This is a genomic window from Stieleria mannarensis (genome assembly GCF_014154935.1).
GTDB classification, from domain to species: Bacteria; Planctomycetota; Planctomycetia; order Pirellulales; family Pirellulaceae; genus Stieleria; species Stieleria mannarensis.
Window position 1 is genome coordinate 1 of sequence record NZ_JACEHH010000017.1, and the last position, 22,826, is coordinate 22,826.

The 22,826-nt window shown below is 61.3% G+C and carries 14 protein-coding genes; 1 reads left to right on the forward strand and 13 read right to left on the reverse strand.

Annotation, left to right across the window (positions count from 1 at the left end):
- Window positions 1–82 precede the first annotated feature (82 nt).
- The 13 genes from H1B37_RS13200 to H1B37_RS13260 form a co-directional block, all read right to left on the reverse strand.
- On the reverse strand, window positions 83–1,747 hold the full coding sequence (locus tag H1B37_RS13200; RefSeq protein ID WP_182867137.1) for a ThuA domain-containing protein: 1,665 nt from the start codon (window positions 1,745–1,747) through the stop codon (window positions 83–85).
- Between the two features lie 319 nt (window positions 1,748–2,066).
- Window positions 2,067–3,086, reverse strand: coding sequence for a hypothetical protein (locus H1B37_RS13205; RefSeq protein ID WP_182867138.1), 1,020 nt, complete (start codon window positions 3,084–3,086; stop codon window positions 2,067–2,069).
- A 100-nt stretch (window positions 3,087–3,186) separates the two neighbouring features.
- Window positions 3,187–5,193, reverse strand: coding sequence for a M56 family metallopeptidase (locus H1B37_RS13210; protein ID WP_182867139.1), 2,007 nt, complete (start codon window positions 5,191–5,193; stop codon window positions 3,187–3,189).
- Window positions 5,190–5,591: a BlaI/MecI/CopY family transcriptional regulator gene (locus tag H1B37_RS13215; RefSeq protein WP_220498191.1), complete on the reverse strand. Its 402-nt coding sequence runs from the start codon at window positions 5,589–5,591 to the stop codon at window positions 5,190–5,192. The genes H1B37_RS13210 and H1B37_RS13215 overlap by 4 nt, the downstream gene beginning before the upstream one ends.
- Window positions 5,592–5,632: 41 nt before the next feature.
- Window positions 5,633–8,179 carry a glutamine amidotransferase gene (locus tag H1B37_RS13220; RefSeq protein WP_182867140.1) on the reverse strand — a complete coding sequence of 849 codons (2,547 nt, stop codon included), beginning with the start codon at window positions 8,177–8,179 and terminating at the stop codon, window positions 5,633–5,635.
- Entirely contained in the window at window positions 8,179–11,730 is a 3,552-nt protein-coding gene (locus H1B37_RS13225; protein ID WP_182867141.1) for a coiled-coil domain-containing protein, read from the reverse strand. The genes H1B37_RS13220 and H1B37_RS13225 overlap by 1 nt, the downstream gene beginning before the upstream one ends.
- The gene (locus H1B37_RS13230; protein WP_182867142.1) at window positions 11,727–13,796 is read right to left on the reverse strand and encodes a BatA domain-containing protein; all 2,070 of its coding nucleotides are present in this window, start codon (window positions 13,794–13,796) and stop codon (window positions 11,727–11,729) included. The genes H1B37_RS13225 and H1B37_RS13230 overlap by 4 nt, the downstream gene beginning before the upstream one ends.
- A 1-nt stretch (window position 13,797) precedes the next feature.
- Entirely contained in the window at window positions 13,798–14,742 is a 945-nt protein-coding gene (locus H1B37_RS13235) for a DUF58 domain-containing protein (protein WP_182867143.1), read from the reverse strand.
- A complete protein-coding gene (locus H1B37_RS13240; protein WP_182867144.1) occupies window positions 14,739–15,818 on the reverse strand; it encodes an AAA family ATPase in 1,080 nt (359 codons plus the stop codon). The genes H1B37_RS13235 and H1B37_RS13240 overlap by 4 nt, the downstream gene beginning before the upstream one ends.
- Window positions 15,815–17,386 (reverse strand): EF-hand domain-containing protein, encoded by a 1,572-nt coding sequence (locus H1B37_RS13245; protein WP_182867145.1) that lies wholly within the window; start codon window positions 17,384–17,386, stop codon window positions 15,815–15,817. The genes H1B37_RS13240 and H1B37_RS13245 overlap by 4 nt, the downstream gene beginning before the upstream one ends.
- 122 nt (window positions 17,387–17,508) lie before the next feature.
- Window positions 17,509–18,813 carry a DUF1501 domain-containing protein gene (locus tag H1B37_RS13250; RefSeq protein ID WP_182867146.1) on the reverse strand — a complete coding sequence of 435 codons (1,305 nt, stop codon included), beginning with the start codon at window positions 18,811–18,813 and terminating at the stop codon, window positions 17,509–17,511.
- The gene (locus H1B37_RS13255; RefSeq protein ID WP_182867147.1) at window positions 18,810–20,330 is read right to left on the reverse strand and encodes a DUF1553 domain-containing protein; all 1,521 of its coding nucleotides are present in this window, start codon (window positions 20,328–20,330) and stop codon (window positions 18,810–18,812) included. The genes H1B37_RS13250 and H1B37_RS13255 overlap by 4 nt, the downstream gene beginning before the upstream one ends.
- Before the next feature lie 110 nt (window positions 20,331–20,440).
- The gene (locus H1B37_RS13260; RefSeq protein WP_182867148.1) at window positions 20,441–21,271 is read right to left on the reverse strand and encodes a hypothetical protein; all 831 of its coding nucleotides are present in this window, start codon (window positions 21,269–21,271) and stop codon (window positions 20,441–20,443) included.
- A 492-nt stretch (window positions 21,272–21,763) separates the two neighbouring features.
- Between H1B37_RS13260 and H1B37_RS13265 the strand changes: the two genes are divergently transcribed.
- The gene (locus H1B37_RS13265; RefSeq protein ID WP_182867149.1) at window positions 21,764–22,636 is read left to right on the forward strand and encodes an SHOCT domain-containing protein; all 873 of its coding nucleotides are present in this window, start codon (window positions 21,764–21,766) and stop codon (window positions 22,634–22,636) included.
- The last annotated feature ends 190 nt before the right edge of the window (window positions 22,637–22,826 follow it).

Sequence of the window (22,826 nt, forward strand, 5' to 3'; positions counted from 1 at the left end):
GGACGGGGGTCAATAGTGCGAAGCACCCGGAGGGCCGTGCCGGCTATTGACCCCCGTCCCCTTTTCGCTCGCGGGACCGCCGCTACTGCTTGCCCTCGCCGGCGGCGTAACGTTTGTTCTGGGCGTTGACTTCCGCCAGGGTGTGTGCCGGCAGCCCGCATGCCCAGTGGATGCCGGACGAAAGCAACGCTTCGAACTCGGCTTGGGCGAAATCATCGGCGTGCCCCAGCGAGGTGTAGAACGAGCGTCCGCCGTCGTTGCGGATAAACGTCCACGCGACCGGTTGCGGCGGCTGGTCGTCCACGCTCCCTTGCAACAATACTCGCGTACCAGCCAGCAGCGGCGCTGTCTTGTAGAGCGAACCGCCGGGGTGAATGCCGGCCGCACCGCTGGTCGAAACGATCGGATCCTCCACCGCAGCGGCGACTGGCTGCAATGTGGATTTCAAGTGGTTTCCGTAGTGATTGGTGTAGTTTCCGCCGAACACGTCGCCGTCGAACGATTCCCAAACCGCGTTTCCAGCCGGTGGCTGTTTCCCACGCAGCGAAAACGCGTGGCTGGCGGTGCGGATGCCGATCACAGGTTTTCCTTGACGAACAAAGTGTTGGATCAATGAAACATCTCGCTCGGGGAGTGCCCGCCGACGAACGCTCACCAACAAGGCATCAGCATCGGCCAACTCACCCAGCCCCACGATCTCATTGCGATCGGTCTCGCTGGCCCAAGCGATGTGGACGCTGAAATGCTGAGACAGGTGTTTCGCTGCGAACGGGGGAAGCGTCGTGTTGGTTTGATACTCATTCTCGGCAATCAACATCAGTAACCGAACGCGGTCATCGTCGGCAAAGCGAAAGGGCTGGCCGCCGAGCACTTGATCGCTGGAGATCGTCGGGCAGACGTGGCGTTCGATGTGCTCGATGATCAGATCCGTGCCGGTGAAGTGGCTCGCGTACGGCCAAGCCCGAGGGTCGTACATGGTGTCGGTCAGGTCGCGGGCGAGCACCACGTTTTTTCCCGCCGACGCAAGCCGACGCAGCCCGAAGGGACGTCCCAGCACGCACATGTTGGTGTGGACACCGACCAAGATCACGTTGTCGATGCCTCGGTCGGACAAGATGCTCCAAATCTCCGTGCCGCTGTCGCTGATGTAGTCCTGTTGCTGGTCAATTGAAATCGCGTCGACCTGGCGTTGCCAAGGAGCGCGCGGGTTGCGTCCGATTGCGGCCAAACGCTCCGCCCACTGCCGATGCTCCTGGACATCGTCGTCTTCGCCGCCGGCGGATTGGTCGATCGGATAGGCGGTGCGCTGTTCGCTGGGGATCTGGTTGCACCAGCTGGCGATGTCGTCGGGCAGCGTCGCCGCCTGCGGAACCGCCATCGCTCTCCCTCGCGCCGGATGGTCTTCGTACGCCTTCATGCAACTGCTGGGTGCATGGATGATCGTCACGCCTTGCTCCCGCAGCGTGTTGCAAAACCGATCGATCCGCGGCGCCAGTTCGGTCACGCGCCGGACCGCGTTGACGCAGTGATGAGAATCCCACATGTCGCAGACGATGACGGCCGTCCGGGCGGCGTCCCAGCGCTCGCGACGCATTAAACGATGGTATCGCGCCGACCCTTCGGCGGTCGATTCCTGGTAGCGGAGATTCAATTCCAGCGACTGGGCAAAGGCATCCGGCGGTGCAACAGCTCCGAGGTTGAGTCCGATCAGAAGGAGCAGCCAGAGGGTGAAGGGGCGGGAGATCATGGCGAGTGTTTTGGCGGGGAGGGACGGATCACATGGGTGCAGATGCACCGGGCTTTAGAATAACCTTCCGAATCGCGGGGCGGGGGAGCGATCCAGGGGCATTAGCACTCGAACAGGCCAGGCTAGCGGCGAGGGACACGGAAGTCGGGTAAGAAAATTTCGGAGGTAAGAAAATGATGAAATGCAACATCCATTCGATTTGGGTAATTTTCCTACCTCCAAAATCTTCCTACCTTTCTACCCAGCCACGACGGCCTGTCGAGTTGGCGAAGCTTAGGGGAGGGATGGCAGAATGATGGAGAAGCGTCCCAGTTGCTTGCTACTTTGATGGTGCCTGCAGCAAGACGTAGCGGCTTCGAAACCCGTCCAGGTTGCGGCTTTGGATCAACGGCGGCTTGGCGATCGCTTCCTGCTCGGCCGGTTCGGCCTGACCCTCATCGGTCTCTTCCTCCTCTTCACCGTCGTCGTCCTCGTCTTCGTCGTCGTCCTCCTCGTCGACGGGCAAGTAAGGGGTTTGCAGCTCGCTGCCGCGGCCGTCTCCGTTGTCGTCCAGTTGGGCGTGTTCGGTCTGCAGTCGATCGATCGAGCGAAATCGAGCGGTGATTTCAAGGTTCGTCGCCAGGTACAGATCCAACAACGAAAGCGACCCGTCCCCGTCGACGTCTTCCAGCGATTGGGCTTCACCGCTACCGTCCAACACCGCCGCCAGCGCATACGGCATTTCGGTCGCCGTAAATTCCAGGTCGGCTTCGGTCGCAGTGAGAATGATGCGTCCGGGGCGGGATAGCGGTTTGATCCAAAATCCGCTCAGTGGCTGAGTCAACCAGAAGACCTGTTCACGACACTCGATTCCCGCAGCGGCTTTTGCGAAATCACCTTGATTGAAATCACGGCCGGAAACATTGAATTGGCTTTCGCCGCCGTAGGGATGCGAATGCCCGATCATCACGACCCAAAACGCGTCGTCGGGATTCAATGTTTCGGCCGCCTGGGCGAGCGCGGCTTCAAGTGACTCGCGCGTGCAGATTCCGGTTTCCGAATGGAGCGGCACAAGTGCCGATTGCATCGTTTCATCACCGGCCAGGACCGTCAACTGATCCGGCGACACGCCGAGTACGGATTGCGAGGTTCCGATGATGCTCTCAATCGCCGCAGTCATTTGCTCACGGTGTCGATCGTCACCGGGCAAACCACAACAAACCAGCATGCGGCGGGCGACCGATGGCGATGCATCAATTCCGGTCGAGGATTCCGACGACTCTTGGGCGGAAATCGGAACCGCCGGCAAGACGCCGCAACCGAGCAGGAGAATCAGCCGAAAAAATTCTCGATAGTTCATCGCAGCAACTCGGTTCCGGGAATGGGGGGAAAGTGGGATAGGCTTCCAGCCTGTCGATCCAGCCGGTGACAGGCTGGAAGCCTATCCCACTGCGTCTTGTTCATCGGGACGTGATGGTCGATGGGGAAGGTTCCTCGCCTGCGTCGGGCACATCCAGCACCGCATGCTGCGACAAAACGAGGGCTGAAACGTGATCCTTTTTCATTTGTCGGATCGGCCGGGAATCATCCAGCGGGTGAACGGTGCCGCTCCAACTGACCGCATACCAATCGCCGTTTTGATCGGCCAACACCACGGCGGTCTGCGGCGCCATTTCCATGCTTGCCTGCTCGGTCAGCGTTTGGCCGTCGAGCAAGTGAAGTGTTTTTGGAATCGACGTATGCCGCCAGTCACCACACAGCACCGCGATCCATTGGCCGTCGACCGACGAACGGATGGATTGGACGGCGACCGCATCGGGGCGTGACTCCGGCAAATGAGCCTTGCCATCCCAACGGGCCAGCGTGCGACCGGATTGCAATTCCCAACGGATCACCGCTCCTGCCGAATCCGCCGAATAAACACCGCCATCGGGCGTGACCGCGATGCTGGTCACGTCGGCGGTATGCCGGCCGAGCAACGAAACCGGCATCCCGGCCTTCAAATCCCACAGCCGAACATTGCCGGCGGCGTCACCGATGATCACCCGCCCGCTGGCCGGGATCTCGGCGATGGCGGTCAAACTCCGCTGGTCAAACACCAGCGGATCGTCCGCGGATCGGTCGATTGCAAATCCCTCGCCGGCGATCGCGGTGAAACGATAGCCCGAGACGTTGAACGAGAATTCACCCCAATGACGAATCGGCGTGGTGTTCCAAAATCCGCTCGGTGCCGCCGGCAACTCGGCTTCGTCCCAGTGTTCGATCGGCACTTCGGAGTCGATGCTCGGCAGCGGGGCGATGCGTTCACGCTGGGCGATCGCTTCCCGCTGGCGATCCTCACCACGCGGCAGTTGAAAGGAATAGACGTCGGGGTGGACCATCCAAATCGCCGCACAGGCCAGTCCGCTGCCCCAGGTATGAAGCCGAGAATGGGATTGGTCCAATTCATTCCGCATCAACAACCGCAACCGTTCTTCTAATGTTGCGGTCGGTTGCATCCCACTGGCAAACATGGGCAATCCGGCTTGGTGATCGCTGATGAAATCCACCACGCGCAACAGCGCTTCGGCGTATTGCCGCGGTTTGGTCCCCAGGATCTTGACGGCCCGGGCGTCACAGCAGGCTTCCTCATGACGCTCGAGTTGTTTTTGGGCGAAGTAGACGCCGGGGAACCACCAATAGACGGCCGAGACCGACCATTCCAGCCATCGCACCCAATGATCGCGACGCAAGAAGTGCGCGGTCTCGTGCGCCAAAAACGATTTGCGATCGGCCGGCGACAGCGATTGCCACAACCCCTCGGGGCACACGATGATCGGCCGCGTCGCAAAACCGAACAGCATCGGTGAGACGTGGACACCGACGCGAACGACGCGCGGCGTGCGTCGGCCGATTCGCCAGCCACCGTGACACCGCACAAACTCACGCACCATCTCGGTCGCTTCCGCATCTTCCTGTCCGCACTGGCCGATCAATTTGCGGAAACGGACCAGACGCAGGATGCCGTGAACGACCAATGCCAGGAACCCGCCCAACCAGATGGCGCATACCAAGCACATCAGGCAGTTCGTATTCACCCAAGCAAAACCGCCGGCGTGATGGCCGGATGCGCGTCGCTCGGGGGACGGGTTCGTCATGTCGGGACCCAATCGCTCGAGCGAGACGGCCGATCCCGGTGTTGATCCAATTGAATCGATCGGACGTTGCGTTTTCGCTTGTTCTGGCGAGGGAGTTGACTGGGGTGCCGACACAATCGCGACGGGGGATGCGGCCGGATCGGCGGCGAAGGAAGGGATCGGCAGCGGAATGGAAACGATCGGCGGCGTGACCAGTTTGGCGAAGAACATGATCCAAAGCGCATGGGCCAGCACCGCTCGGCGGCCACAGCGACCGACGATGCATGCCAGCACGCCGATCAACGACGCCAAGCACAGGTTACCGATGATCACTTCCGCGATCGCCATCATTCGGCATCCAGATCGTCAAGGATTTTGCGGAGACGTTTGCGTTGACGTGAATTGAATTTCGCGGATTTGACCAGGTGCGTCAGCAACGTGGACATCGTTCCGTCGCACAGTTCGTCGGCGGTCGCTTGCAATCGATGCGAGATCAAATGGTCTCGGTCGATGGCGGCTTGGAACTGGTGCGGCCAGCAATCGCGATCACGGGACACACAACCCTTGGCCTCCAGCCGCGAGATCAGTTTTTGCACGGTCGCGATATCCGATGGGGTTTCGGCCCCGTACAGCCATTTGGACAGCTGTTTCAGCGTCGCGCGTTCATGCTCCCACAGCTTTTCCAGGATCGCCAGTTCGGCCGCCGTTACATCTTTCGAAGGTTTTGCCATTGTTTCTTTGTCGGTCATGATCGCCCAATCCTATTGAGCGATCGGAAAGTGAAGATCTATCATGCCAGGCCCGAAATTCGCCGCCAAACCCATTCGGTCGATAGCAGACCGATTAAGCCTAGCCAAAGCCACGTCCGATTCCATGCCGGAGACGCGTCAATGGTCGGCGGTCCGCGAAATTCTTTGCGGCCACGCAGCAACTGGCCCAATTGTTCGGGGTGGTCGAGTACCTGACCGCCGGAAACCGCCGCCACACGGGCCATCAATTCCTGGTTGGGCAGCGGGTTTTGTTGTTCAAACGGATCGCTCAGAATCTGGATCGCCAGTGACGTGCTGTCGACCTGGGTGCCGTGATTGAATGAGGACTCGGTCTCAGCCCCCTCATATGCGGTCAATTCGATTCGCATCCCGCTGTCGCCGGCGGTCGCCGTTTCGCTGAGCATCAGATCCATCTGATAGTCACCCGTTTCCGGATTCGATTTCAGCGGCAACTCTTCGCCCCAGGCGATCCGTGGCGCGACTTCGCCGCTCTCGCGGACGACGTTGTCGGGCCACAACACGGGGGAGTAAAGCGACATGTCGTCCAGCGATTCGGGTTCGAACATGGCCCAGATCCGATACTGTTGTGATCGTCGCGCCGCTTCGTCATAGGCGGTCGCGCGGATCGACAACCGCTGTCCTGGTCGATAGAAGCGTTGGTTGGACTGGACGACCAATCGCCGACGGCCGGTGGAAGATTCTTCGGTCGCCCAGTAGACCAAATTCCGCCACAGTTTTCCCGCCACGCGTTCCGGCTGGGCCCCCCAGCTCTGCGAGAGTTGCTCCAGTGCAGCCCCCGACAGCGAGGCGCTGGAAACGAGCACGCGGCCCCGGCCGGCGCGCTGGACGACCATCACGGGCTTCGAATCGTCACGGCGGTGGGCCAACACCATCGCATTGGTTTTCGCCGCGAAGTTCGACTCCCCGATCGCCAGATCCGGCAACGCGTGCAGCAATTGATCGTTGAGTCGTTTTTCGATCCTCAGTCGCCAGACCGGATGATTGGGCACCGTCACTTCAACCGCGGTGGGGACGGGGAACGCGGCGGCCGCCGATTCCAGCGTCACCGGCAACAGCGGCGCGATCGGGGAGTCTTCCCAACCGTCGGCCGCCAGTGCTGACGCACCGGTCACGATCAGCCCCCCACCGCGGCCGTCGATCCACTGCATCAACCATTGTTGCTGTTCCTCGTCCAACACCGCCGGAGTGACGTCGCTGAAGATCACACAGTCATAGGCAAACAACTCGGCGCGGGTGCGTGGAAATCCGCCGGACGTTTGACTGGAACCGTCCGCGGAAAGTCGTCTCAGCGATTGGCCGCCCAGACTGACCAGCGTCGAACATTCGACGTCTTCGTCGGCTTGCAGCGCCGACTGAATCGAAACGGCCGACGTCGACGGCGACGGTGATCCGCCGCCGATCGGCAGAAACCGACTGAGCAAGGATGGCGTCCCGTTCGACGATTGGCTGTTCTGTAAACAAAGCACCCGGACCTTGGTGCGATCGATTTCCACCCGCGTTTCGACTTGGTTGTTCCGCCGAGTCAGCTCGCCATCGACCGGATCGACCGAAACCACCAAGTCCTCGGCACGCTCGTCGACACGAAACGTCAACGATGCCGACTGTGCACCGCCGGAAAGCGTGATCGGCAGCGACGCCAAATCATTCCCCTCGTCGCTCTTGCGTCGGATGCGGACCGTGGTCGGTTGACCGGCATAGCCAAAGCTGCGTAGAAACACCTGCAATTCATTCTCGGTGTACTTTCTCACCCGCGAAGGCACGACCAACGAAACGATCGCGATATCCCCCGACCCTCCGGCCTGGCCGATCGGGACGACGTGGATCGGCACGTCGGATTTACCGAACAACTCCGAGAGACGTTCGACCGATTCCGACGCTCGTACTCGCCCGTCGGACAACAACACGACTCCGGCCGATGACTTGGCGCTGACCTGTGGCATCAATTGACGCAGCGCATCGGCCAGCCGTGAATCGGATGCTTCCGGACCGGGGATCGCGTCGGCCGATGTTCCGATCCCAGATTCGGATACCAAGGTGATCTCCAAGTCCTCTCGCCCGTGTTGGTTCCCTGCGAGCTGAGACTCCTGCAAACGGCCCGCATCGGCGGATTGCCCCGACGCGTCGGCGGACTTGACCAGCGGCGACAAGCGGTGGCCAAACCGAAACGCTTGGACATCGCCCGAATACCCTCCGCCGGCACTCTGCTGCGCCTCGCCGACAAACCGAATCGCTTGCTCCCAGCGGCTGGCTTCGCCGCCCAACTGCATACTTTGCGATCCGTCAAACAAATAGATCATCGACGGCCGTGTCGTTTCACCGGCCTGTTCGTCGATCACGGTCGGCCCCAACAGAATCGCGATCAGAATCGCAACCGCGGCGGCACGAATCACGATCAATCCGGCCCGGCCGCTGACAAGCGAACGCCCCCAAAACGTGCGCAGGACGAACCACGCCAGCACGCATGCCGCCGCCAACGCGATCCACCCTCGGGTCGAAAGCGGCGATGTCCACGAAAAGTACGTGGCGGCAAAAATCCAGGTTCCCATCACTGCGTTCCTCCCGGAGCCGACGCGTCCATTTCCGATGGATTGCCCGTCGCGAGCGTCTTGAAGTACCCGTCGACCGCACCGCGATACTCCGACGGGATCGGGGTCTGACGGTCGACCGCAATCTCCAACAGGATCACTTGCTGGATCCGCTCACGAAGCTCGGCGGCGACCAAACGGGCGCGGTTGGCAACGGAGTTGGTTTCACGAAGGGCCAAACCGCCGGATGCTCGTGACGGGCCGGCCATGGTCTGGCCGGTTCCGGTCGGTTGTGCCTCGTCCTCTTCTTGCGTTTGATTGCCACCGAGCAGTTCGGCAAGCTCTCGGAGCGACTCCTCTTGCAACTCTCGTTTCAATGCCCGCACCGCCCGCTCGGTTTCCGGATCCTCCTCTCCGCCGCCCCCGGAGGCTTGACCTGCGATCTGGTTGGCTTGCTGTTCCATCCGTCGCAGTCGGGCCAGTCGAGGTGTGACCAGCTGTTGGTACAGACGTTCAAGACGCGTTGCCGCTTCGGCGTATTCGACCGCCCGCTCCATCGCTTCGGAAGCGACTTTTTCCTCCGCGGGCGATTTGCCGCCTTGAATCTGCTCGGCCGCGGTGCGGGTCTCGTCCAACTGGTCCAGAAAATCGGTTTCTTCGACGAAGTTTTCAAGCTGGTCGTTGACCTCGCTCATCTCGATGTCACCGATCTCGGCTTGCGATGCGATGACTTCGCCCAGCGTTTCGCTGCGGGCCGCCATCCGTTGTGCCAGCCGGCGAAGCATCTCCTTGTCGCTCGGGGCTGGCTCCGCTGGCGTGCCACCGCCGCGGCTTGGGGGTGGTTGATCGCTCGTGGCCAGTTGATGTTCCATGCCGGCCATCCCGCTGGTCAGATCACGCAGGGAAGAAACTCGGGTGACCGGTTCGGCGGCCGACAACGCTTCCAACTGCAACCCCAATTCATCGATCTTGTCACTGACGGTCTGCCCGCGGTCGGCCAGCGTTTCCAGTTCGCCTTCGCGGGCTTGCGTGGCCAGATCATCCATCGCGGCCTGAGCCTCATCCATCCGCCGGGTCATCAGCTCCGACCGGGCCAGCCGATCGGCCAATGGCTCGCGAATCGCGTCAAGCCGTTCCAGCAGTTCGATTTGTTGCTCATAAAGCGAGTCTTCGGGGGCGGGGGCTGCGGGATCAGCTTCGACAATCGAGTCATCGTTCGAGCCTTCATTCGAATCCTCGCTGGCGTCCTCGCTGGGGGCATCCGACGGTGTGGCTTCCTCGCCCGGTTCGTCCTCGTCGTCCGCTCCCGTTTCGCCCGGCGGCGACTCGGTATCATTTTTCATCACGTCATCGGAGGGCTTTCCCTGCCCACCGGATGCGGAGGATGTCGACGAAGCGGCGGATTGGGCGTTCATCGCCAATTGGCGTTGTTGACGCGCGATCTGTTTCAGCGAATCGGCCAGTTCACGCTCGGTTTCGGGGCGGTCGCGACGCAGTTTTTGTTGCAACTGACGGGCCAGCCGCCGCAGTGCCTGTTGCTGGGCGATCGTCATCCGTTTGGTCAACACGATCTCCAGCGTGCGTCGCGCTTCGGCGAGTGACCGGAGGGCTTCTTCTTCTTGCACCTGTGCCAAGTCCAGTGAACCGACGGCCAGGGAGTCGGCCGCTTGCAACATCGCGGCTTCGGCTTGATTGAGTGCTTCGACGTCGTCGTTCCCGCGCGAGATAAAGAACTCCGCCAGGAACCGGGTCAAATCCGCGAGTTCGCTTTGGTTTTCGACCAGCCGATCGATCGTTCCCAGTTGGGTCGCGATCTCGGTTCCGCCGCGAATCAACTTTCGTGTGCGGTTGATCACGAACCGTTCGCGCCGAATGATCTCGTCCAACCGAACCAACACGCGCGACCCGGCGCCGTCATTGTTGCCGGGCGGATCGATCTCTTGATAGAACTGACGCAGCGGTCGAATGTCGATGTACCGCACGTCGGATTCGCTGCGATGATTGCCCCAGGGGCGGTTGTCCAAGGCATAGGCGTAGTAGGCGATGTAATCACGTTCGGACAACGCCAGCGATTCCAACGGCAACAATTCGGCCAGCGACAATCGTGTCTTTTCGCCCCGGGGTGCATTCGAATCGTCGCTGTCGACGTCGGGGGTCCAATCGGTCAGCACATATTCGTCGTCGCCACCGAGCTGAAATGCAATCCCGGCCTCGATGATCCCGTAGTCATCGGCGACCTGGACCCCTAACGGCACTTCGGCCAGCGTATGGACCTTGATCTCGTCACTCGGCTCCCGCCAACGGATCGACGGTGCGGCATCGCGACGGATACCCAGCCGACCGGTCACCGGTTCCATGGGCGTCCCGTCGACGCCCGACCCGGAGAACCGCCAACGCAGCGTTTGGTCGGCGGGCAAGGTGAACGCCCAACGTCGCCGGTCCTGGGGCGATTCGAGCGGCGTCGGAGAAAGTTGCGACGTCTTGGGACCGATCTCCAACGTCGCTTCTTGCAGCGGATGGTTCAATTCGATTGAGACCGTGACCTCGGATCGTTCCAACACGGTCAGGTCGGGCTTGTCAAACACACGCGTTTGCAAACCGGTGTACTCGGGCGGCTGGACGGCAATTTCGATCCTTTCGGTTTCGATCAACGGTTGGACGTCGATTCGGTGCACCGAGGTGATTTGCCCGCTGGAGACGAACTGGTATTCGATCGGCCATGTGGCTTTGCCCAGGTTGGTGCGAAACGTCTTTCGCCGCGGGGCGTCGGCGCGTTCGTCATCGGCGTGATGTTCCTCGGCCAAGACTTCACTTTCGATCCACTCGGCTTCTGATTCCGCCGTATCGCCCTCTGCTCCGCTGCGTCCCTCGGCTTCGCTGTTCTCCTCGGCGACGGGACGGAGTTCGCGGTAACGCAGCAAGACGTCGCGATTGGTCCGTCCGACGAGATCCAGCGACACGTTGACCGGCGTGCCTTCGAGCAACGTGGCATCACCCGGTGTGACCATTAAACTCGTGTAGGGACGGTCGATTCCGATCGCTCGCAGGATCGCCAGTCGCCAGTCGCCACCGACACCGAGCAATCCGATCAAGACCGCACCGATCGCCGCGGTCGCGATCCCCGCTGAAACGAGCGTGCGGACGGGGACCAGACGCGCCGGCGAGGCGGATTCCCAACGACCGAGAGTCTGGTTTCCGAGCGCCGTCAGCATCTCCTCGGGACCTTGAACGCGTCCGCCGACGGTATCGAGCACCGTGCGGATCCGTTGCCCGAAATCGTCGAACGTTCGCTCGACGATCCCCGCAAACGTTTTCTGCCGGGTTTGTTGAAATAGCGAAACCGCTCGCCACAGCAACCACCCGCCGGCAACCACCAATGCCGTCGCCATCGTGGTCGTCCGCCAACGTTGGTTCCATTCCCAGCGATAATCGATCAGTCCGACCAGCACCCACACGGCCAGCAGAAAACAGGCCACGGCGACCGTCACGGTCGCAAGACGGACGGCAAGGTAGCGTCGGCGGAGCGCCGTAAATTGCCGCGCAACTTGATAGGCAACATCGGGAGCGTTCATGCGGAGGTCCGATTGGCAAGAGAAAACTCGGCAATGAGCAAGACGACGGCCGCGGCGGCGAACCAGGGCCACAATTCATGTCGGTATTCGCCCTGCACCGTCTCGGTCGGCTCGGCGGATTCCGGATCGGCGGGCGTGATTTGAAAGTGCTGGGCAAATTGGTCGACGGCAACCCGTGTCGGGTCGGACTCCTTGCCCGCCGAATTGACGACGTAAAGCGCGCCGCCGGACGGCTCGAAACCCACGTTCTCAAACGTGACCGGCTTCACATCGCCCGAACGTGCCGAAACGGTTCGCAGATCCGTTGACGGTCCGATGGGTGCCAGCGCTACGTCGCGATCATCGCCGACGGTGCGGTAGCGGATCTTTCCTTCGCCGGTCAGTTGCAACAAGTCCGCCGCCATCTGGTGCACCAGCGGCAAGTACAGCGGGCTGGTCGGCCAATTGCCCCAGCTATCATCGGCACTGGACAGAAACCACGCGATTTCGCCTTGACCGACTCGGTGCCGCGTCAGCGCCGGTCGGTCGCCTTCGAAACGTGCCAGCACTTTGGTTTCGCTTGCCGGATTCACGCGCAGGATTTGATCGAACGACAGCCGGCTGAGGTCCCCGGTTTGCGGGTCGCCGAACGGTGCCAGCATCGCACTGGATGCTTCCAACGACGTGATCCGAAACGGCATCGCGCCGCTACGCACTGGCTTGTGGATCTCTCCCGGTGCCAATCCGGACTGTTGCCATGCGGTGTAGGCTGACGCACCGGATTCACCTCCGTCGCCGGCAAATACCAGCAACTTGCCGCCGGCGGTCACGTAGGCTTCCAACCGCTCGATCGTCTGTGCCGGGACCGAACCGCAATCGGTCACCACCACAAGCTCGGTACGGGAGGGGTGGATCTCGGGCAAGGCGTCATCGAACAAGAACACGGTTCGGGGATCAAACCGTCCCGACCGCTGCGGTCCGGCTTGCTCGTCCTCCGATGACAATTCGGTCGGTTCGCTGCTCTGACGCAGTGCCGCGGTCAAATAATAACTTTCGGCAATCTGGTCGCCGTCGCGGGATCCGCCGTCGATCACCACCACCGGTGCGGGCTCGGCGATCTCGAACGCCGTCATGCGACGATTGTCGATCGCCAAATCATCCTCGACGTCCAACTGCATCGTCACCTGCCAGAGTCCCGGTTCAAGTTTGCCGAAATCAAACGCCAGTTCTTGGGCTTGGCCGCCGGGCAGGTTGATCGACTTTTTCAAACGCACACTCCGTCGGCCGTTGGTCGCGGTGGCCGTCATCGGAATCTCTTCCATCGGCAAGGTGCCGAAGTTAAACAGCGTGACGTTGGTGATCGCATCCCGCAGGGGTGAAAGTCGCTTGGAAGCGGTGGTGACCGATTGGATCGCCAGGTTGTTTGCCGCCGGTCGGCCGACATCGACCACTCGCACCGGCACATGCTTGGGCATTTCCAACGATGCCGATTCCAGCGCATCGGAGGCCAAGCCGGATTGTTGAAGATCCGACAGCAGGACGACGTCGGCGATCGCGTCGGGACTGGCCGCGATGCGGTCGCGTGCCCAGCGGAGTGCCGCCAAATAGTTCGTGTCGCCGACCACATTACGAGGCGCAGTGACGCGGGACGGATTGCCGTCCAGCGGGTCGACATCGGAATCGAACCAGGCCCACAGGACGGTCGCGTCGGTCCCCAGTTCGGCGGCAATGTCGGTGGCTTGGGCCACCGCATCATCGATCAATCGACCGCCTTGGCCGGGCATCGACATGCTGGCCGATCGATCAATCAAGATCACCCGTAATCGATCGCCATCGCGGCGAATCGTTTCCGGCAAATACGGGCGTGCGAACAGCAACACCAACGCGGCGATCGTGGCCATCCGGGTTGCCAACAGCAACCAACGCCGGATCTTGCGGCGTTGGGCGCCGTCCTGCATCACTTCTTGCAAGAAACGCATCGTCCCCAACTCCACACGACGGACCTGCCAGCGGCTGAGCAGATGCACCAGCACTGGGATCGCGACGGCCAGACCGCCGATCAGGAATCCGGTTTGAATGAAGTTCATGTCAGGTCGTTCGTTTCACCAGGTAATCGACCAGCGCCGCGGTCGGCGGTTGATCGGTGGTCAGCTCGATGCGGTCGACGCCCTGGTACAAACAGGCGTCGTCCAGTTGATCGCACCAGTGCTGAATTTTGTTCAAATAATCGGCGCGGATACTTTCCATGTTCGTCGTCAATTCGGCGGGGCTTTCCATGTCCAACACGCGGTAACGTCCGCTGTCGGCCAGATGGCGTTCGAAGGGATCCAGCAAGTGGAACACGATCACCTCGTGCCCGCGGTGCCGCAATTGTTGCAGCCCCTTCTTGATGCCTTCGACGTCGCCGTCGACCAAATCGCTCAGGATCACGACCACGCCGCGGTGCCGGGCCAGTGCCGCGGCCTGTTCCAATGACTTCGAGAGCGCCGTGCCTTTGGCTTCCGGGGTGGTCGACAACAGGCTCAGACAATCTTCCCAGCGACCGGGTTTTGCCGACGGGTCCAGGTAGTGGCGGACGCCGTCGTCGAACAACCCTAGGCCGACCGCGTCACGTTGCTTGATCGCCAAAGCGGCGAAGGCGGCGGCCAGCGTCGCGGCGTACTCGTGCTTGGTCATCGCGCCGTCGACCTTGCACTGCATCGATCGGCTGGCATCGACAAACAGGTACAGATTGAGATTGGTTTCGGCGTCAAATTCCTTGACGTACAGTTTCCGTTGGCGGGCAAACAGTTTCCAATTGACGTGCCGTAGATCGTCGCCGGGGCCGTAGCGTCGGTGTGAAGAGAACTCGACGCTGTAACCGATAAAGGGGCTGCGATGCAATCCTTGCAGAAACCCTTCGACCACGCCGCGGGCACGCAGCTCGATCGAACTGAGACGCGCCAGTTCGTCCGGCTTGAGCCAGTCGGGAGAGTTCGCCGCGGCGGCGGAAGAACGGCCCGATGGTCGGTCGGATTGGGACGATGCGATCAAGAGACGTCCTCCTTGACGGCATCCAACAGCGCGTCGATCACGTCATCGGAATCCACGTTGTCGGCGCGGCCGTGAAAGTTCAGCACCAAGCGGTGCCGCAGCACGGGATGCGCCAGCGCCGCGATGTCCGCAAAATCGACGTGGTATCGGCCCTCCAGGACCGCCCGCGCCTTGCCGGCCAAAACCAACGCCTGGCCGGCCCGTGGGCTGGCCCCATAGGTCACGTACTTGCGCACCATTTCGACGTCTTGCCCGCCACCGATCGCGACACGGTCACTCGCCTGGGGGCGCGTCGCCGCCACCAACCTGGCCGCGTACATGATCACGTCATCGGATACCGGCACGCTGCGGACGATCTCTTGCAACTTCAGCAAGTCGGCTGACGAGAGCACTGCCGACGGCTGGAACGTTTCCGTTCCCGTCGTGCCGCGGATGATGTCGGCTTCCTCTTGGATCGTCGGATAGCGGACGCGAATGTTGAACATGAATCGATCGACCTGGGCTTCGGGCAGCGGGTACGTGCCTTCCATCTCGATCGGGTTCTGCGTGGCCACGACAAAAAACGGCGGGTCCAGTTGATACGTGGTGTTACCGACCGAGACCTCGTGTTCCTGCATCGCCTGCAACAGGGCGGCTTGTGTCTTGGGCGGTGTCCGGTTGACTTCGTCGGCCAACAGGAAATTGGTGAAGATCGGCCCCGGCACGAATTTCAATTGGTGGCCGCCACCGCCCTCCTGTTCTTCGATCACGTCGGTCCCGGTGATGTCCGAGGGCATCAAGTCCGGCGTGAACTGGACGCGTTTGAATTTCAAATCCAAGGTCGACGACAGCGTCCGCGCCATCAGCGTCTTGCCCAAGCCCGGCACGCCGTGCAACAGCACGTGGCCGCGGCAAAGCAGCCCCAACAGCAATAGGTCGACGACGTCCTGTTGGCCGACGATGACCTTGCCGACTTCTTCGCGAAGCTGTCGGCGGGATTCACGCAGCTTGTCCACCTGGTCGAGCAGTTGGCCGTTGCTTGAAGGCGATGCCTGGGAATCCTGGGGCGATGACGCGTTGTCAGTTGTGGTACTCATCCGGCTAGCTTGTCTGCGTTGGAGGCTTCGGCTTTGTCGATCAGGTCGTCCCGATCTTGATCCAATTGGTGAAAGATGTCTCGCGGTCCCAAGAATTCGTCCCAGGTCAGGTCTCCGTCCCCGTTGCGATCCATGCGTTGGAACCAGATCGGACCGCTGGGCGGTGCCAACAGCGCCGCCGGTGTTTCGGCCGACGGACGGTCCACTCGTCCGAACAGGCTGACCCCGCCGCGTTTGATTTCGATCCGGTAGGACGCGGTCATGCGTGACGGATTGATTTGGGGCTGGTCACCGGCGACTTGCATCAGGGTGGATTCACAAGCCCGCAGCTCGCGAATCGAAATCCGCCCGTCGGCGTTGACGTCCAACAATTGAAAGAATCCGTTGCCCGTATCGAGCAGCGTGACCTGACAGGACGTCGACGCCGGTTCGGTGTACTCTTTGACGTAGTCCATCATTTCGTCGGCAAACACGCGGTCGTCACCGTCTTTGTCCATCGCGTCAAACAGGTAGCGTTCGAACCGCTGGTGTTCGACGATTTCGTCCCGGTCCAAATAGCCGTTGGCGTCAACGTCGATCGCGTTGAAGGCGTCCGAGGCGTTGGAAACCGCTTCGGCCATCGGATCGCGGTAGCGATAACTGACCCCCAACGACATCGAGTCGCGTTTGATGCGAACCAGGTCGTCGCGGGCGGTGATCGCGTCATCGCCCAGGTGATCGAGCACCTTCATCGCTTTGCCGCTGGTGTCACTCAAGTCGACGCTCAACGCCAGATCCGGTTTCATCGACGCGATGCGAGACAACTCCTGCATGCTCAACCGCCCGTTGCCGTCGCTGTCCAAACCCGCGATCCGTGGCTCGCCCCAACCCAGTTCTTCGGCCGTCAAATGCGCGTCGCGATCACGGTCGTAGCGGCGAACCAATCGCGCCGGCAAGATCGGCTCGGCCGCATTGCGAAGCAACTCCGCATGCACCGAGCCCGGCGGCTCTTGGTCGATCGCGTTGACGATCACTCCGTTCATCGTGTCGATCGATTCGCTGAGAAATTCGTCAAACGTGATGCACTGGTCAAAGTCGCTGTCCCGGGCCGCGATGCCGGCCGCGGCCAACCGCATCTCGCGGCGATCGATCAACCCGGATTGGTCTTGGTCCAACACATTAAAAACGCTCAAGTCCTGTTCGGCCAACGCATTGTTTTGACGGTAGGTGACCATTTGGCCGGCCGCCCGGTCGACCGCCAGCGCCAATTCCTGTTCGGTGAACGGACGTTTGTTGCGCAGCGAGGCAAGAAACGGGTTGCCTTCAAACCGTCGCGACGTGGTGAACAACGGATGATTGCTGGTTTCCGCGCGGCTGACCTTTCCATCCCTGTCCGTGTCCAGCATCGTGACCAGACGGGCGAGGTAGTCTTGCCGCGTTTGCTCCAGCGATTTTCCGTCGCTGGTGATTTGGATCCGCAAGTGCATGGGGCCGTCGGGCAGCAGCAGCAACATGTCGTGCACACCGCTGGCGGTGGGATCGGTCGGGACGCTGTCTTTGGCGGCCAAGACGACCGGGAACAACAGCATCGCAATCACCCATGCCGACCGCCGCGCACCGCCGTCGCGACGCTCGCCAGAGCGTGGTCGTTCTGCCGTCGGGCGACTGCAGCGACGAAGACGTCCCGTTTGTTGCCTCAACCCGTTCCCTCTCATCCGAGCAGCTCCCGAATCGGAGTCCCGCCTTCGTCGACCAACGGGATCGGCCGGTTGCCCATCGCGTTGTCGCCGCCCGAGTCGATGCCGAGTGCTTCGAGCATGGTGGCGTACAGGTCACTGGCCGAAACCGGGTTGTCGCTGACCTCCATGCCGTCGGCGGAGGTCTTGCCGTACACTTGGCCGCCGGTGATTGCACCGCCGGCCAACGCCACGCTCCAGGCATCCGGGAAATGGTCGCGGCCCCGGTTGGGATTGATCCGCGGCGTCCGTCCGAACTCGCCCATCCAGACCACCAGCGTCGAATCGAGCATGCCGCGATCGCGGAGATCACTCATCAGTGTCGTCCAGGCCGGGTCCAAGACTTCGCACATCGAACTGACGGTGCTGAAGTTGTCGATGTGGGAGTCCCACGTCCCTTGGCCGGCCGCGTCCAGTGAAACCTCGACAAACGGCACGCCGCGTTCGACCAGCCGACGCGCCAGCAGACAACCCTGGCCGAAGCGGTTGCGACCATAGGCGTCGCGCAACTCCGTTTTTTCATCATCCAGGTCAAATGCCCCCTCGCCACGTGTTTCCACCATCCGCATCGCCTGGTCGTACACCGAAGCGTGCTTGATGGCGGCCGCAGATGATTGAGGGGATCCCTGGCGTAACATTTCCAACAACCCCTGACGTTCGGCCAGCGCGTCGGGATTTCCGCCGGCGACGTCCAGGTTTTCGACCGTCAAATTGGCGCGGGTGTTGGGATCGTTGCTGGCACCGGAAACGACCAACGGCGAATGGTCGGGGCCGAGAAATCCGGAACCCAGATTGCCGAATCGAAACGGTGCGATCGAAACGAATCCGGGCAGCGGCGATCCGGCCGGTTTCAAACGGTGCGAGATCAACGAACCGAGCACCGGATAGTCGGTCATGCCGCCCATCGGACGATACCCCGTCATCATCAACTGCGTCGCCCGGCCGTGATCCCCTTCGCGCGTTTTCATCGAACGCACCAGCGCCACGTCCTTCATCTGGGTCGCCAACCCCGGCAGGTTCTGGCTCAGTTCGATCCCCGGCACGGCGGTCGAAATCGCTTGGGTGGGCCCGCCGTTGCGGTGCCCCGGTTTTGGATCCAGCGTCTCCAATTGGCTCGGTCCGCCAGCCATCCACAACAGAATGCACGCCTTGGGCGGACGTTTCGTTCCGGCCGCCATCGCAAGCCTTGGCAACCACGGCGAACAACTGATTCCACCGACCGATGCGGCGGCAATGCGAAACAGGTCGCGTCGTGAAAACGTTTCGAAAGATCGCGTCATCGACATAACACAAACTCCGGGCTGTTGAGAAGCGCCCACAGGATTTCGCCGAACGCTTTGCGGCGCATCGTTTCGTTCGGCTTGTTGTCCAAGTACTCGGTCAGCGATTGCTTTTCCTCCTCTGACGGCTCGCGTGTCAGCACCGCCAGATAGAGTGTTTCGATCCGTTTGTCCTCGTCAAAAAACGGCGACTCGACGACCGCACGCAACAACCGACTGCGGTCCAAGTCGATCGCGTCGGAGGTGACCGGGCCGTTCATCATCATCAACGCCTGCGGAATCCCCGACGCGTAGTCCTCCGGCGTCTCGCCGATCGCTTCGCCCAGTCGGTTGACCATCTGGACGCGGGCGCCGGTCCAACGCGGCGCCGCCGGATCGATCCGGCTGATCGGCAAATGAAGCGACTGTTCCAGCGAATCAAACACCTGCTCCGGACTGATCACTTTCAACTCGCGCCGAAACGTCTCTTCCGACTCGGTTTGCGACATCGCCTGTGCGGCATACCAGTTCGTTTTACAGATCGCCGCGATCAGCCGCTGGACATGGAAACCGTCCTCGGCAAATTTTTGTCCCAAATCGTCCAGGAACTCACGCTCGTCCGGGCTGGCCAGGTCCAGGTTCTCGATGTCGGCGTACAACCCGCGGCCGACCAGCAATTGCCAGAATCGATTGACCGCGGTCGCCGCAAAATTGGGATTCTCCGGGGACGTCATCCAACGGGCCAAGCGGATTCGGGGTGCCCGCGAGGCGTCTTCGAGCGCCTCGTCCTCCCACAGAAACTTCGCCGCGTACGTTTGGCCTTCGAATCGGATCTCACCGCTTTTGCCTGTCGGCCGCGACCCGTCCGGATCGGCCCCCGCAGGGCTCATGTCGCTGTAGAACGCCGCCAGACCCCAAAAGTCACCCTGCTTCCAATCGGTAAAGGGATGGTCATGACACTGCGCGCAATCCAAACGCACGCCCAGCATCACCCGCGACAGATTCCCCGCATAGCTTTCCGGCGTGCCGCCGACCAACTGGTAATAGCCGCCCGCCGAACCGGACGACTGGATTTGAGCGATCTCGCGCATCATTTCGTCGTACGGCTTTTCGTCTCGAAACGCATCGGCCAGCCAAGTTTCCAAACCCTGGACCGAACCGTTGACGACCGTGCCCGGCGGGACCAACACACGCCGCCAATGACGCGCCAAGCTGGACGCCGAAAGCCGCGTGTAGGTCTCCCGACGCGGCCCTTCGCCGAAGACCAACTCGTTGACCAACAAGTCGCGACGGTCTTCACCGAGCGTGCGAAAGTCGCGGATCTCCGAAACGCTGGGCACGCGACCGACCAGATCCAAGTAGACACGCCGGACAAACGTCAGGTCATCACACTTCTCCGGCGGCTCCCCCCAGACCCGCTCGCCCCGCTGGTCGATCCATCGAGACAGCTCGTCGCCCTGAGAGTCCGCCGACGCGGGACTTGGGCGCCACGCCCCGACGGTCATCACCAATGCCACGAAAATGACTAGCTTGTTCATTGAATGGCCCTTTCACCCGTGAGCTGGAATCGCGCCAGCGACGCGATCGCCTTGCCGGAATAACTGTGAGTTTAGACAGGCGGTCTAAAGTTGTCAAGTCAATTGGTTGATTAAAACGATCGGTAGACATAGTAGGGCGTGCTCGGCCGCTGCACCGCCCAGTTCGTCTCCCACACGATCGCGTCGCCGTGACGGACTTGCGTGGGGACGATGCTCATGCGGGCCAATGCGTACTGCCACACCTGGCGGTCACCGGCCTTGACGGCTTCCAACAACACTAGCACTTCTGGATCGGTGCCCTGGACGAACGTAAACACCGCGCCGTCGATCAACTCCGCTTCGCCCTCGTCGATCATCACGGGCGCCTTTTCATCGAGTTCGTACCGGTAGACCGGTGTGTCGAGCAGTCGCAGCTCGATCGGGTTCTTGTTCGGCGGCACCAGACGCGAGGCAAAGCTCTGTGCCAACACGCGCATTTGCCGTCGTCGCAGCAACGGCGATCGCGCCGGCGGCGGGGCGTCATCGAGCGTCTGCCAGCGGATGCCGGGTTCGCCAGGTTGCCACACCAGTTGGCCGTCATTGTCGGCCGTCAGCGCCTGGTCAGAGAGCGATTGAAATTCGAGATCGATGACGTGTTCACCGTTGGGGTACAGGCAGAGCGCGACCTGGGGCCGCCCGGACGCGGTCCACAGGAACATCGCCCCGGCCGTGGTCTGCCGTGCGGGGTTGCTCCAGCTGAGTGCCGGTTGCCGGTGCAGCGTGAACGATTCCTGGGATCGCCCCGCCGGAGCGATCGAAATCCGTCCGGCCATCTCAAGGAACCGGTTTTTGAATTCCTTGGGCTTGTCGTCTTGAGCCTCTTGGGCACTGACGACTGCGGGGACGCACAGCAACAGAAGCGTGCCGACCAAACGAACACACGAAGGATGAGAGCGGATCATGGAGCGGGGGGCCACAAAAGAGAGCATCGCAAATACTAGAAGCAATGTCTAATGTGGCAGCCCTCGCCGCGGCTGTCAACTTTTTGCTGTATCTCCCTTCAAGCCCGACGACAGGCGACGGTCCCAGCACGGCCCTCGTCCAGCCAGGCAGCTGGAAAATCGCCGGGCGTGCCGTTTGCTCAAACCGATCTCCTGGGGGCTCAACACGCGATGCAAGGCTGCCCGGAAGACGTTTCCCACGACGCGGGTCGAGGCAGCGGTCTTGTTGAAGACCCGCAGAAACAGTTGGCCGTGAACCAGTCCGCCAATTATTCGACAATCCCGCCCGGTTAAGGACATTCATTTTCAAAGCGTATCTGATACGCTCAAGGGTTCGTTCGAACTTTGAACACTTGCGTTGGTGGAAGGAATCCAAGGCTGGCGACGCGAGTCTCTCTGCAGGTCTGATCGGGGCGCGCTCGTGACGACTTCATTTCAACCCGATACACCACCATGCCCAATCTCTCTTCGACCGGTCAGCAAATCGTCCAGTCTCTCGCCAGCCGTTACGGCCTTTCCACCGATGCGGTGACCCACATGTTGACCGCGGTTTACTACGGCAACGGATCCATGGCCCAGTTTAATCATCCCGAATTCTGCGGCTCGGGCCAATGGATGCGCGGCGGCATGACGATGGTCAGCGATCTGTTCAATAACAACTTGAAAAACCTGGTCGACAATCTGTGCAATGACATCGCCAACGAATTGGCCAACCATCAAACGACACCCTTTAGCGGTTCGTTTCAATCGCAAAGCCAGGGGGGCATGAATTCACAGGCTCAGTCGAGTGGACAGATGGGATCGGCCAACAGCCTGTTTGTGCCCGATCCGACGACCAACTGGTGGCCGCGGGAGTTGGGGACGCCGACGTCCCAGGGGTCGCAGAACAGTCTGCGCTACGCCTACTTTGCCGACAAGCATCGACTGGCGGTGACGACCGGAGGCACACCGTGGGTTTACGACACCTTGGACCATCAGATCGGCGGATTCAGTCAACAACAAGGTGGTGGACAGTCCATCCTGTTGACCAGCCAGTACGGAACGGTCGATCTGTCAACACTGCCGGTGATCTCACGCGATGGCACCATCCCCGCGCCAACTTCGATGTCAACCGACGCTGCCCCAGCGGAAAGCCAAGCTGCGCCCCTCGAAAGCCAACCGGCGAACGTTTCGATGCCCGACGTGCCGAGCGACTCCGGCACGCCCCCAAAGTCGCGCGAAGATGTCATCGAAACGCTGGAGCGACTCGGGGCACTCAAAGACAAGGGTTACATCACCGATGAAGAATTCGCCAACAAGAAAAGCGAATTGTTGGCTCGCCTGTAATCAACCGAATTGCCCTGTTCGAGTCGCCAGGCAACCGATTTAGATTCTCTCCCTCTGGGAAAGACGGCGTTTGCGCAGCAAGCAAACGCCAGAGAGGGCCCGCGCCGCGATAGTCGCCGTTTGACACCTTACAGTCCGGTATCATCGCAGGTCTAGTCTCCCAACCATCGGCGAGCACAAGTGCCGCCGT